12 protein-coding genes are annotated in these 13,074 nt (G+C 66.6%); 5 read left to right on the top strand and 7 right to left on the bottom strand.

The window, feature by feature from the left end; translation table 11 throughout:
- Positions 1–209 precede the first annotated feature (209 nt).
- The 4 genes from glgX to AC07O3_RS28525 all read left to right on the top strand — a co-directional run bounded on the left by glgX (position 210) and on the right by AC07O3_RS28525 (position 7,710).
- Positions 210–2,294, top strand: coding sequence for a glycogen debranching protein GlgX (gene glgX / locus AC07O3_RS28540; protein WP_495340896.1), 2,085 nt, complete (start codon positions 210–212; stop codon positions 2,292–2,294).
- Positions 2,295–2,385: 91 nt separating this feature from the next.
- Positions 2,386–3,693: a glucose-1-phosphate adenylyltransferase gene (gene glgC / locus AC07O3_RS28535; RefSeq protein WP_093053999.1), complete on the top strand. Its 1,308-nt coding sequence runs from the start codon at positions 2,386–2,388 to the stop codon at positions 3,691–3,693.
- Between the two features lie 17 nt (positions 3,694–3,710).
- On the top strand, positions 3,711–5,192 hold the full coding sequence (gene glgA, locus AC07O3_RS28530) for a glycogen synthase GlgA (protein WP_093076951.1): 1,482 nt from the start codon (positions 3,711–3,713) through the stop codon (positions 5,190–5,192).
- 34 nt (positions 5,193–5,226) lie between these two features.
- On the top strand, positions 5,227–7,710 hold the full coding sequence (locus tag AC07O3_RS28525; RefSeq protein ID WP_093053995.1) for a glycogen/starch/alpha-glucan phosphorylase: 2,484 nt from the start codon (positions 5,227–5,229) through the stop codon (positions 7,708–7,710).
- A gap of 1 nt (position 7,711) precedes the next feature.
- On the opposite strand, the gene AC07O3_RS28520 is transcribed toward AC07O3_RS28525, so the two are convergent.
- The 4 genes from AC07O3_RS28520 to AC07O3_RS28505 form a co-directional block, all read right to left on the bottom strand.
- Entirely contained in the window at positions 7,712–8,182 is a 471-nt protein-coding gene (locus AC07O3_RS28520; RefSeq protein ID WP_495340895.1) for an ExbD/TolR family protein, read from the bottom strand.
- Between the two features lie 12 nt (positions 8,183–8,194).
- Entirely contained in the window at positions 8,195–8,890 is a 696-nt protein-coding gene (locus AC07O3_RS28515; RefSeq protein ID WP_495340894.1) for a MotA/TolQ/ExbB proton channel family protein, read from the bottom strand.
- Positions 8,891–8,905: 15 nt separating this feature from the next.
- Complete coding sequence (dapB, locus tag AC07O3_RS28510; RefSeq protein WP_495340893.1) at positions 8,906–9,748, bottom strand: 4-hydroxy-tetrahydrodipicolinate reductase; 843 nt, start codon at positions 9,746–9,748, stop codon at positions 8,906–8,908.
- Between the two features lie 104 nt (positions 9,749–9,852).
- Positions 9,853–10,416, bottom strand: a complete 564-nt coding sequence (locus AC07O3_RS28505) for an outer membrane protein assembly factor BamE (RefSeq protein WP_093053987.1) — start codon at positions 10,414–10,416, stop codon at positions 9,853–9,855.
- Positions 10,417–10,510: 94 nt separating this feature from the next.
- On the opposite strand from AC07O3_RS28505, the gene fur reads away from it, so the two are divergent.
- Positions 10,511–10,930, top strand: coding sequence for a ferric iron uptake transcriptional regulator (gene fur, locus AC07O3_RS28500; RefSeq protein WP_019655576.1), 420 nt, complete (start codon positions 10,511–10,513; stop codon positions 10,928–10,930).
- Between the two features lie 16 nt (positions 10,931–10,946).
- On the opposite strand, the gene hprK is transcribed toward fur, so the two are convergent.
- From hprK to hpf, 3 genes are all read right to left on the bottom strand, one after another.
- Positions 10,947–11,906 carry an HPr(Ser) kinase/phosphatase gene (hprK, locus tag AC07O3_RS28495; RefSeq protein ID WP_093053985.1) on the bottom strand — a complete coding sequence of 320 codons (960 nt, stop codon included), beginning with the start codon at positions 11,904–11,906 and terminating at the stop codon, positions 10,947–10,949.
- 95 nt (positions 11,907–12,001) lie between these two features.
- Complete coding sequence (locus tag AC07O3_RS28490; RefSeq protein WP_093053983.1) at positions 12,002–12,469, bottom strand: PTS sugar transporter subunit IIA; 468 nt, start codon at positions 12,467–12,469, stop codon at positions 12,002–12,004.
- 185 nt (positions 12,470–12,654) lie between these two features.
- The gene (gene hpf / locus AC07O3_RS28485) at positions 12,655–12,984 is read right to left on the bottom strand and encodes a ribosome hibernation-promoting factor, HPF/YfiA family (protein WP_056515121.1); all 330 of its coding nucleotides are present in this window, start codon (positions 12,982–12,984) and stop codon (positions 12,655–12,657) included.
- Positions 12,985–13,074 lie beyond the last annotated feature (90 nt).

Genomic DNA, 13,074 nt, shown 5'->3' with positions numbered 1-13,074 from the left:
AGGGCTCGCCCTTGTCTGAGCGAAGCGAGTTTGGGCGAGACCCCGCGAAACGCGAGCACCGCAGGTTGCCCCTTCGCAAAGCGAAGGGGTCGCAGACAGTGGGGTCGCCTTTTCTTTGGCTACTTTCTTTTGGCGAAGCAAAAGAAAGTAGCTCGCCCGCCGGGGCGAGTCCCGGCCTCGGAAAGCAAACCCACCCAAAGGCCAGCCAAATGCTGAGCCCAGGCACCCCCTTCCCCTTGGGCGCAACACCTTCACCACAAGGCGTGAACTTCGCCCTGGCAGCCCCAACAGCAGAAGCAGTAGAACTCTGCATCTTCGACACCACAGGCAAAAACGAACAACAACGCCTGAAACTGCCAACACAAACAAACGGCATCTGGCACGGCCACCTCCCCAGCGCATCTCCAGGCCTGGTCTACGGCTACCGAGTCCACGGCCCCTGGTCCCCTCAAGAGGGAACCCGCTTCAACCCAGCCAAGCTCCTGCTCGATCCCTACGCCAAAGAGATCGTGGGCAACTACGATGGCAGCGACATCTTCCTGGGCCACGACCCAGCGAACCCAGACAAGAGAGACACCCGAGACAACGCCGCAGTCGCCCTCAAGGCCCGGGTAGCTGCATCAGGTCCGGCACCAGCCACTCCCGGCCACGCTCGCATCGCAGCAGGCGACCGAGTCCTCTACGAGCTGCACGTAAAAGGCCAGACAAAGCTCCACCCCGCCGTCCCCGCAGCCCTGAGAGGTACCTACGCCGGCCTGGCGGAACCCGCCGTACTCGACCACCTCCAGGCCCTGGGCATCACAACCCTGAGCCTCATGCCCGTCCAGCACCGAGCAGACGAGCAGCGCCTGCAGCACATGGGCCTGAGCAACTACTGGGGCTACACCACCATCGGCTGGTTCGCCCCCGAAGCCCGCTACTGGAGCGGCCGCCCCGGCACCACCCCCGCCGGCGAATTCCGCGCCATGGCCGAAGCCATCCGCGCGCGCGGCATGGAACTGGTGATCGACGTCGTCTACAACCACAGCGCCGAAACCGACGAGCTCGGCCCCACGCTCTCGCTGCGCGGCATCGACAACGCCCTTTACTACCACCTGCGCCCCGACGACCGCGCCCTCTACGAGAACTGGACCGGTTGCGGCAACTGCCTCAACCTCGGCGAGCCGCGCGTGCTGCAGCTGGTGATGGACAGCCTGCGCTTCTGGGCCTGCGAGATGGGCGTGGACGGCTTCCGCTTCGATCTCGCCCCGGTGCTCGGACGCGATGCACAACGGGGGTTCGATGCGCGCGCGCCCTTCTTCGCCGCCATCGCCCAGGACCCGGTGCTCTCGCGCACGCTGCTCATTGCCGAGCCATGGGACATCGGCCCGGGCGGCTATCGCCTGGGCGAGTTCCCGCCCGGCTGGCTCGAATGGAACGACCGCTACCGCGACACGCAGCGCGGCTTCTGGCTGCGGCAGGACCACGACGACAAGGCGAGCCTTGGCGACTTCGCCCATCGCTTCACGGCCTCCAGCACCCAGTTTGCACACAACGGCCGCGCACCGACCGCGAGCGTCAACTTCGTCACCGCGCATGACGGCTTCACGCTGCGCGACCTCGTGAGCTACAACGAGCGCCACAACCTCGCCAACGGCGAGGACAACCGCGACGGCCACGGCCACAACATGAGCAACAACTGCGGCGTCGAGGGCCCGAGCGACGACCCCGCCGTGCTGGCCTTGCGCAGTCGCCTGCAGCGCGCGCTGCTCGCCACGCTGATGCTGTCCCAGGGCACGCCCATGCTGCTGGCCGGCGACGAACTCGGCCACAGCCAGCAGGGCAACAACAACGCCTACTGCCAGGACAACGAAACCACCTGGCTCGCATGGATAGGCGCGTCCGCCCCCGGCAGCGACGCCGCCCGCATGAGCGCCTTCGTGGCGCGCCTGGCCGCCTTGCGCCGCGAGGCCCCGGCCCTGCGCAGCACCCGCTGGTGGCCGGCCGAAGCGCCGCAGGGCACGCCACTCGGCATTCGCTGGCTGCGCCCCGACGGCGAGCCGATGACGCCCGCCGACTGGAACAGCACGGGCACGGCCCTTGCAATCCTCTTCGGCGATGGCACCGACGACAACAGCAGCGCGTGGCTGGTGATGGTGAACGCAGGCCCGCAGGCCGTGTCCTTCACGCTGCCCGCGGGCACGTGGCGCCTGAGCCTTTCCACCGACCCCGGGCACGACCCGGGCGAGGTGGGCCAACCGCTCGGCGACACGGCACAAGTTCCTTTTTCAAGCATCGGGATTGCAAGAACGTAGGAGCCAGGCGCACGGCGCGGTGCTAGTCTCGATGCAGAAACTCTGACGACGAATTCCAACAAGCGAATAGACGAACGAACGGAGACACAGGATGGACAACCTCACACCGCAAGCGCACCCGCAGCAGGAGCTGCAGGCCCATCAACTGGTACGCCGCACCATCGCCCTGGTGCTGGCCGGCGGACGCGGCTCCCGCCTCAAGCAGCTGACCGACCGGCGCGCCAAGCCGGCCGTGTACTTCGGCGGCAAGTTCCGCATCATCGACTTTGCGCTGTCCAACTGCCTGAACTCGGGCATCCGGCGCATGGCGGTGGTCACGCAGTACAAGTCGCACTCGCTCATGCGCCACCTGCAGCGCGGCTGGAGCTTCTTGCGCGCCGAGCTCAACGAGATGGTCGACGTGCTGCCCGCGCAGCAGCGCGTGGGCGACGAGCACTGGTACCGCGGCACGGCCGATGCGGTGTTCCAGAACCTCGACATCATCCAGACCCGCTCGACCAAGCACGACTACGTGGTGGTACTTGCCGGCGACCACATCTACAAGATGGACTACTCGATCATGGTGAAAGACCATGCCGAGCACGGCCTGGGCTGCACGGTCGGCTGCATCGAGGTGCCGCGCATGGAAGCCACGGCCTTCGGCGTGATGGCCATCGACGACGGCCGCCAGATCACGGCCTTCCTGGAAAAGCCCGCCGATCCGCCCGCCATGCCCGGCCACCCCGACGTGGCGCTGGCGAGCATGGGCATCTACGTGTTCGACTCCGAGTACCTCTACCAGCTGCTCGAAGAAGACAGCGTCAACCCCGATTCGAGCCACGATTTCGGCAAGGACATCATTCCCCGCGCCGTGGCCCAGGGCCGCGCGCTGGCCCATCCTTTCGGCATGTCGTGCGTCACGCGGGCCTCGCGCGGACCCGACGCCAAGGCCTACTGGCGCGACGTGGGCACGATTGATGCATTCTGGGCAGCCAACCTCGATCTGGCCTCCATCACCCCGGAGCTCGACATCTATGACACGGACTGGCCCATCTGGACCTACCAGCGGCAGCTGCCACCAGCCAAGTTCGTGCTCGACCGGCACGGCCAGCACGGCATGACGGTCAACACCATCGTCTCGGGCGGCTGCATCGTCTCGGGCTCCAAGGTCAGCAGCTCGGTGCTGTTCTCGGGCGTGCGCATCCATTCCTTCTGCGAGATCAACGAGGCCGTGCTGCTGCCCGACGTGGAAGTCGGCCGCGGCGCCCGGCTCAACCGGGTGGTGATCGACCGCGCCTGCGTCATACCCGACGACATGGTGATCGGCGAAGATGCCGCGGCCGACGCCGCCCGCTTCGAGCGTACCGAGAACGGCGTGGTGCTCGTGACACGCGAGATGCTCAAACGACTGGCCGCCTGAGGCCACAACGCCCCACGATGCGAATCCTCCAGGTCAGCGCCGAACTCTTTCCCCTCCTCAAGACTGGCGGCCTGGCGGACATCGCCGGCGCCCTGCCCCTGGCGCTCATGGCCGAAGGCGAGGACGCGCGCGTGCTGCTGCCGGGCTTTCCGGCCATCGTGGCGGGCGTGCGCGACCTGGCGCCCGTGGACGGTTTCAATGCGCCCTGGGGCGAGCGCTTCGGGCTGCGCCTGGGGCACATCGACATCGACGGGGCGCCCGGCATCCCGGCCTACGTGATCGACGCACCCGCGCTCTACGGCCGGCCCGGCAATCCTTACGAAGACACCTCGCGCCAGCCCTACGGCGACAACCACCGCCGGTTCGCCTTGCTCGGCTGGGCCGCGGCGCAACTGGCGCAAGGGCTCGATCCGCAGTGGCGGCCGGAGGTGGTGCACGCGCACGACTGGCACGCCGCGCTCGCGCCGGCCTACCTGCACTTCGCGCGGCAGGCCGGTGGGCCGCACGTAGGCAGCGTCTTCACCGTGCACAACCTGGCCTACCAGGGCATCTTCGCGCCCTGGAACTTCACCGAGCTCGGCTTGCCCGGCGCCGCGTTCCAGATGAACGGGCTCGAATACCACGGCCAGGTCTCGTTCATGAAGGGCGGCCTGTATTTCGCCGACCGGCTCACCACGGTCAGCCCGACCTACGCGCTCGAGATCCAGACGCCCGAGCAGGGCTGCGGACTCGACGGCCTGCTGCGCCAGCGCAGCGGGGTGCTCAGCGGCATCCTCAACGCGGTCGACGACAAGGTCTGGAACCCGGCGACCGACGCCGCGCTGATGCAGGGCTATCACACGCCCGAAGGCCGCCACATGGCCGGCAAGGCGCGCTGCAAGTCGGTGCTGCAGCATCAGCTGGGGCTGGCCGAGCGGCCGGATGCGCCGCTCTTCATTCTCGTGAGCCGGCTCACCGAGCAGAAAGGCCTGCACCTGGTGCTGGGCGGGCTCGATGCGCTGCTCGCCCAGGGCGGCCAGCTGGCGCTGCTGGGCAGCGGCGAGACCTGGCTGGAGGAAGCCTTCCGGCAGCGCGCGGCTGCCACGCCGCAATCGGTCGGCGTCACCATCGGCTACAACGAGACGCTGGCGCACCAGATGTTCGGCGCGGGCGACGTGACGCTGGTGCCTTCGCTCTTCGAGCCCTGTGGCCTCACGCAGATGTACGGCCTCAAGTACGGCAGCCTGCCGCTAGTGCGCCGCGTCGGCGGGCTGGCCGACACGGTGGTCGACAGCTCGCTCGAAGACATGGCCAGCGGCGAAGCCACGGGCTTCGTCTTCGACAGCTTCGAGGTTGCCGACTACGAGCGCGCCGTGCGCCGCGCCTTCGCGCTCTACGAGCGTGCGCCCGACTGGCGGCGCGTACGCGGCAACGCCATGCGGCGGCCGGCCGACTGGGCCACTGCGGCCGCGCAGTACATCGATGTCTACCGGCAGGCGCTCGAACAGCCGCGTGCCTGACCACCACAACAACTTCCACGCAACAAGGGCGCCCATGACGATCAAAGACTTCGCCTATGACCACCCCGACCGCGACGTCGCGGCCTTCAAGCGCGCGGTGGCCAACAAGCTGATCTACGCGGTCGGCAAGGACCCGGTCGCCGCCAGCCAGGACGACTGGCTCAACGCCACCTCGCAGGCAGTGCGCGACCAGCTGGTCGAGCGCTGGATGATGACCACGCGCGCCAACTACGCGCAGGACCTCAAGCGCGTCTACTACCTGTCGATGGAATTCCTCATCGGGCGCACCTTCACCAATGCGCTGCTGGCCGTGGACCTCTACGACACGGTGCGCGAGGCGCTGGCCGACTTCGGCGTCGACATGGACGCACTGGCCGAGCGCGAGCCCGACGCAGCGCTGGGCAACGGCGGCCTGGGCCGGCTCGCGGCCTGCTTTCTTGACTCGATGGCCACGCTCGGCGTGCCGGGCATGGGCTACGGCATCCGCTACGAATACGGCATGTTCCGCCAGCGCATCGTCGACGGCCAACAGGTCGAGACGCCCGACTACTGGCTCACGCGCGGCAACCCGTGGGAATTCCAGCGGCCCGAAGTGAACTACCGCGTGCGCTTCGGCGGCCACGTGCAAAAGCGCGAGGGCACCAACGCCCCTTACGGCGCGGCCGACTGGGTCGACACGCACGACGTGCTGGCCGTGGCCTACGACACCATCATCCCGGGCTACGGCACGCAGGCCACCAACACGCTGCGCCTGTGGTCGGCACGCGCCACCGAGGAAATCGACCTCTCGGCCTTCAATCGCGGCAACTACATGGGCGCGGTCGAGAGCAAGAACCAGTCGGAGAACGTCTCGCGCGTGCTCTACCCCGACGACTCCACGCCCTCGGGCCGCGAGCTGCGGCTGCACCAGGAGTATTTTTTCTGCAGCGCCAGCGTGCAGGACCTGCTGCGCCGCTACCTGCGCAACCACAAGACCTTCGACCAGCTGTCCGAAAAAGTCAGCATCCACCTGAACGACACGCACCCCGTGCTGGCGGTGCCCGAGCTCATGCGCCTCTTGCTCGACGAACACGGCCTCGCGTGGGACGTGGCCTGGGCGCACACGCAAAAGGTGTTCAGCTACACCAACCACACGCTGATGCACGAGGCACTGGAGACCTGGCCGGTGGAAATGCTGGGGCGCATCCTGCCGCGGCACCTGCAGATCATCTACGACATCAACGCGAAGTTTCTCGCCACCGTGACGCAGAAGGTCGGCAACGATGTGGAGCTGATGCGCAGGCTGTCGCTGGTCGACGAGGCCGGCGAGCGGCGCGTGCGCATGGCCTACGTGGCGGTGCTGGCCAGCCACTCGATCAACGGCGTGTCGGGGCTGCACTCGGAGCTGATGAAGCAGTCGATCTTCTCGGATTTCGCGAAGATCTTTCCCGAGCGCTTCAACAACAAGACCAACGGCGTCACGCCGCGCCGCTGGCTGGCGCAGGCCAACCCGCCGCTGGCGGCGCTGCTCGACCAGCGCATCGGCAAGGGCTGGCGGCGCGACCTGTCGCAGCTCGAGGCGCTCAAGCCCATGGCCGCGCAACCGGCCTTCGTACGTGCATTCCGCCATGCCAAGCGCGAGAACAAGCTGCGGCTGGCCAACTGGGTCGAGCAGCACCTGAAGCTCGACATCGATACCGACGCGATGTTCGACGTGCAGGTCAAGCGCATCCACGAATACAAGCGGCAACTGCTCAACGTGCTGCACGTGGTGGCGCGCTACCACCGCATCCTCGACGCTCAGGCGGCGGGTGGGCCGATCGATATCGTGCCGCGCGTGGTGGTGTTCGCGGGCAAGGCGGCTTCGGCGTATGCGATGGCCAAGCTCGTCATCCGGCTCATCAACGACGTGGCGAGCACCATCAACGCCGACGCGCGCGTGGGCAAGCTGCTGAAGGTGGTGTTCCTGCCGAACTACAGCGTGAGCCTGGCCGAGATCATCATGCCGGCGGCCGACCTGTCGGAGCAGATCTCCACGGCGGGCACCGAGGCCTCGGGCACCGGGAACATGAAGTTCGCGCTCAACGGCGCGCTCACCATCGGCACGCTGGACGGCGCGAATGTGGAAATGCGCGAGAACGTGGGGCCCGAGAACATCTTCATCTTCGGCAACACCACGCCCGAAGTGGCCGACATCCGTGCACGGGGCTACCAGCCGCGCGAAATCTACGAAGAGAACGCCGAGCTCAAGCGCGTGCTCGACGCGATCCGCGACGGCGCGTTTTCAGCAGGCGAACCGGCGCGCTACCAGGGCATCTACGACGCGCTGGTGAACTGGGGCGACCACTATTTGCTGCTGGCCGACTACGCGAGCTACGTGGCCAAGCAGGCCGAAGTCGATGCGCTATACCGCGACTCGGATGCGTGGACGCGGATGGCGATTCTCAATGTGGCGGGTATGGGTGCGTTCTCGTCGGACCGCACGATTGCGCAGTACGCGCATGAAATCTGGCACACCAAGCCCGTGGTGCTGGGCTAGGCTAGCTTCCGGGCTTCTTCGGCGGCTCGGCCTCGGTCACAAAGCCGATGCGGCTCAGCCCGGCCTTGTTCGCAATGCCCATCAGCGCCACCACCTTGCCGTAAGGCACGGTCTGGTCGGCGCGCAGTTGCACTTCGGTGTCCTTGCTGTCGGCAGCGGCCTTTTCGAGGCGGGTGGCCAGTTCTTCGTCGGTCAAGGCCTGGTCGTTCAGGAAGACCTTGCCCGAGGCATCGACGGACAGGCTCACGAACTTGGGCGCGTCGTTGGGCTGGCCAGCGTCGGTCTGCGGCAGGTCGAGCTTGATCGAGCTGGCCATCAGCGGCGCGGTGATGATGAAGATCACCAGCAGCACCAGCATCACGTCGACCAGCGGCGTGACGTTGATGTCGGACAGCGGCCGCTGCGCGCCCGCTCCCATGGCACGTCCACCGCCGCCGGCGCTGCTACCCAGTGAAGTGCGACCGAAGGCCATGGTGCTGAGTGCTCAGACCGGCATTGGCCGCGCGGGCGGCGGTGCAGCGGGCTCGGGCGGGGCGCCGAAGCTGCCCAGCAGGTCATGCGCGAAGCCTTCGAGCTCGGCCTCGATGCGGCCGATGACGCGGCCGAAGACGTTGTAGGCCAGCACGGCCGGAATAGCCACGGCCAGGCCGAAGGCCGTCATGATGAGCGCCTCGCCGACCGGTCCGGCCACCTTGTCGATGGTGAAGCCGCCGGTCTGGCCGGCAATGCCCGTCAACGCGCCGTAGATGCCCCAGACCGTGCCCAGCAATCCGACGAAGGGCGCGGTGGCGCCGACCGTAGCGAGCAGGATCTGCCCCGCCTGCAGCCGGCGCAGCGCGCCGTGCAGGGCGTCGCGCAGCACGCGCGTGAGCCGCTGGTTGCGGTCGACCGTGGCGCCCAGCGTGCCGGCCGGCGCACCGGCGGCCACGCTCTTGATGGCCGACACGGCGGGCGACACGAGCGTCGCGCGGTCGAAGGCCTTGAGCTTCTGCTCGGCGTCGACCAGCGTGGACGACTGCCAGAACGCCGCGATGCTGCGCAGCACGTCGCGCGTGCCGCCGCGCAGCAGCCACGCCTTCCAGAGAATGATGACCCAGCTCGCGATCGACATCGCCAGCAGCAGCGCCGCCACCGAACGGCTGACGCCGTCGCCATGGGTCAGCAGATCGAGCACGCTCATCGGCGGTCCTTTTGGTTAGCGCAAGCCCAGCACGTCGTACATGTCGAACAAGCCGGCGCGCTGTTCGGCCAGGAAGCGCACCGCGCGCAGGCTGCCCTGGGCGTAGGTGGTGCGGCTCGACGACTTGTGGGTGATCTCGATGCGCTCGCCGGTGCCCGCGAACAGCACGGTGTGGTCGCCCACGATGTCGCCGCCGCGGATGGCCGAGAAGCCGATGGTGGAAGGGTCGCGCTCGCCGGTGATGCCTTCGCGGGCGTACACGGCGCAGTCCTTGAGGTCGCGGCCCAGCGCATCGGCAATCACTTCGCCCATCTTGAGCGCGGTGCCCGAGGGCGCGTCGACCTTGTGGCGATGGTGCGCCTCGATGATTTCGATGTCGTAGCCCGTCGACATGGCCTTGGCCGCCATTTCGAGCAGCTTGAAGGTGACGTTGACGCCCACGCTCATGTTGGGCGCCATCATGATCGCGATGTCTTTCGCAATCTCGGCGATCTCGGCCTTCTGCTCGTCACTGAAGCCGGTGGTGCCGATGACGGCCTGCACGCCAAGTTCGCGACAGACCGCGAGGTGCGCGAGCGTGCCTTCGGGGCGGGTGAAGTCGATGAGCACCTGCGCGTCCTTCAAGCCGGCGCGCAGGTCGGACACGATGGACACGCCGCTGTCGAAGCCCAGGAAGGCGCCGGCATCGGTGCCGAGGGCCGGGCTGCCCGCGATGTCGAGTGCGCCGGCCAGTCGCAGGTCGGGCGCGTTGCGCACGGCCTCGATCAGCATGTGGCCCATGCGGCCCGACGCCCCGGCGACGGCGACACGGCGCGGCGCAGTGGAGGAACTGGAAGGAGTGGTGGTGGATTCAGTCACGCGGATTCAGTCTTCGAAATTTCGAAACGGCCAATGGCATGCATGGACACGAAACGGACGCCGCCTGACTCGGCGGGCGCCGCCCGCTGTTGCTTGTGCGGCGCTCAGCGCGCGGCTTCGAGCGGGGGGTAGGCGGCCGGCAGCGGCGGCAGGGAGGCCGACGTGCCTGCGGCGGCGTCGGCTTTTTTATCGTCCTTGGCGGGTGCGAATTTCTTGAGCTCGTCTTCCGAGGCCTCGAGCGTCGGCACCTTGCCCGATTTCTTGCGGGTGTCGAGCGTGGCGACGAATTCTTCTTCGCTGGGCATTTCGTCGCCCTCGAAGCGGTCCAAGAGCTCGCCATTGAAGAACACGGTCAGGTGGCGTTCCTGCGGGTCGACGCCCTGGCGGCGGATCGTGAACACGTAGTCCCAGCGGTTGGCGTGGAATACGTCGTTCAGCAGCGAGGTGCCGAGGATTTCACGCACCTGCTGGCGCGACATGCCCGGCTTGAGCGCCGCGACCTGTTCCTTCGACACGAAATTGCCCTGCACCACTTCGACTTTGTAAGGTGTAACAGCGGCCAGCGCGCCACGCGTGCGATCGCTGAAACCGCTGCAGGCACCAAGGCAGAGCGTTGCGGCAACGGCAGCAACCAGCAGCCAGGGACGGCGTTGGAGAATGGCAGGCATGGGAGGAAAAAGGGGGTAGCGATATGATCGGCCATTGTAGCGGCTGGCCTTTTTCGGGGCCTTTTTGCCGCAGCCCCAGGGCGCAGGAACCAACATGGCCAACATCGACGAACTGAAGAACACCGGCCTCAAGGCCACTCTACCGCGCCTGAAGATCCTCGAGATCTTCCAGACCGGCAGCCAACGGCACATGACGGCGGAAGACGTGTTTCGCGTGCTGCTGAACGAACATTCCGACATCGGCCTTGCCACCGTCTACCGGGTGCTGACGCAGTTCGAGCAGGCCGGCATCCTCGAGCGCAGCCACTTCGAAAGCGGCAAGGCCGTATACGAGCTGAACGAAGGCACGCACCACGATCACCTGATCTGCACCTCCTGCGGCAAGGTCGAGGAGTTCTACGACGCCGAGATCGAACGCCGCCAGCAGATGATCGCCAAGGACAAGGGCTGGATCCTGCAGGACCACGCCATGTCGCTCTACGGCCTGTGCGGAGACTGCGCAAAGAAGCGCTGATCCGTCTCCCTCGTTTTCAGTCCCCGTCGCGGGAGTTTTCCATCGCCTTGTGGTGGCGCGCCACGAAGTCGGCGTACGTGTCGATGCCGCGCAGCTGCAGGATCGAATTGCGCACCGCCGCTTCCACCAGCACGGCGATATTGCGCCCCGCCACCACCTGGATGATGACCTTGCGCACCGGAATGCCCAGCACGTCCTGCGTGAGCGGCGCCGAGGGCATGCGCTCGTAGTCGCGCTCGAAGCTGTCGCGCCGCACGAGGTGCACGATGAGCTTCAGCCGCATCTTCCGGCGCACCGCCGTCTCGCCGAAGATCGCGCGGATATCCAGCAGGCCGATGCCGCGAACTTCGAGCAGGTTCAGCAGCAGGTCGGGGCAGCGGCCTTCGATGGTGTTCTGGTTGATGCGGAACAGGTCGACCGCATCGTCGGCCACAAGGCCATTGCCGCGCGAGATCAGCTCCAGTCCCAGCTCGCTCTTGCCCAGGCCCGACTCGCCCGTGATCATCACGCCCATGCCCAGGATGTCCATGAACACGCCGTGCATCGAGGTGCGCTCGGCAAAGTGCTTGGACAGGTAGGCGCGCAGCAGGTCGATCACGAAGGCCGACGACTCGCGCGTGGCGAACAGCGGCAGCTGGGCGCGCTCGCAGATCGACAGCAGCTCGTCGGGCGCAGCCTGGCCGTCGGCCAGCACCAGCATCGGTGGCTCCAGCGTAACGATGCGGGCGATGCGCCGCGCGCAGTCTTCCTCGCTGCCGCGCGTCAGGTAGGCCACCTCACGGGCGCCGAGGATCTGCACGCGGTACGGGTGGATGTAGTTGAGATAGCCAACAAGGTCGGCCGCCGACTGGGCGCGGCTGATGACTTCGGGGTCGAACTGGCGCTCTGAAGCACCGAGCCCCGCGAGCCATTCCCAGCGGAGCGAACCGCGGAACTCCTCGAACATGGCATCGGCGCTGATGACGGTCGGCTTCATGCGTTCAGGAGACGGCGCCCGGCGCCGGCATTGGATGAGTGACGGGAAGAAGTGCCGCGCAGCTTATCAGCAGCCGCACGCGCCGACACATGCGCTCAGGCGACTTGGGTCGACTGCCAGCCGGCAATGAGGCCGTGCAATGCAGAAGCGTCGGTGCTGGACTTGATCTGTTCGCGCAGGCTGGCGTCGCTCAGCAGTTCGGCGATTTCAGAGAGGATTTCGAGGTGCTTCTGCGTGGCCGCTTCGGGCACCAGCAGGAAGATCAGCAGCGCGACGGGTTGCTCGTCGGGTGCGTCGAAGCCGATGGGGTTGGCCAGCTGGAACACCGCGGCCATCGGCGCCTTGAGGCCCTTGATGCGGCCATGCGGAATGGCAACGCCGTGGCCCAAACCGGTGGAGCCGAGGCGCTCGCGGGCAAACAGGCTGTCGGTGATGAGGGCACGGCCCAGACCGTGAAGGCTTTCGAACAGCAGGCCGGCTTCTTCGAAAGCACGTTTCTTGCTAGTAGCGTCAACGCTCACAAGCACTTGAGCGGGCGGCAGGATGGACGCGAGGCGATTCATGGTGGGTGCAGAGCGGGGGCGATTATGCACCCGCTTGGTAAAAACCCCCAGTCCCCCTATTTACTTTCTGTCTACATGTTGTCCTGAGGCCTCGTGCTTCCCTCTGGGGGCTTGCCAAAGCCCTACCGCAACAGTCGGAAAACAAAAAGCCGCCCGAAGGCGGCCTTGATGCGAGCCGGGGGCTCTTACATCACGCGCTTGGGCGCCGCGTGATGGTGGTCCTGCAGGCGATCCTTGTGGCGCACCACCTGGCGGTCGAGCTTGTCGACCAGTTCATCGACCGCAGCGTAGAGATCAGCGTGGCTCGACTCCGCGAACATGTCATTGCCCTTGACGTGAATGTTGCACTCCGCCCTTTGGCGGCGTTCCTTTTCCTTCTGCTTTTCCACCGTGAGGATCACCTTCACATCGACAACCTGGTCGAAATGTCGGGTGATCCGGTCCAGCTTGCTCGTGACGTAGGTGCGCAAGGCAGGGGTGACGTCGAGGTGATGACCGCTGATCGTCAAATTCATGAATGACCTCCTGGAATTGACGGTTGGGGAAATGACCGCGCTACGGAATGCAGCGTGGCCGGCGAAAAACGGGAGTTTTGAGAGGGGGAA

The sequence above is a fragment of the Variovorax sp. GW821-FHT09D05 genome (genome assembly GCF_059416325.1).
The sequence above is the reverse complement of the archived record's forward strand: the minus strand, read 5'-3'. Positions and strand labels throughout refer to the sequence as shown.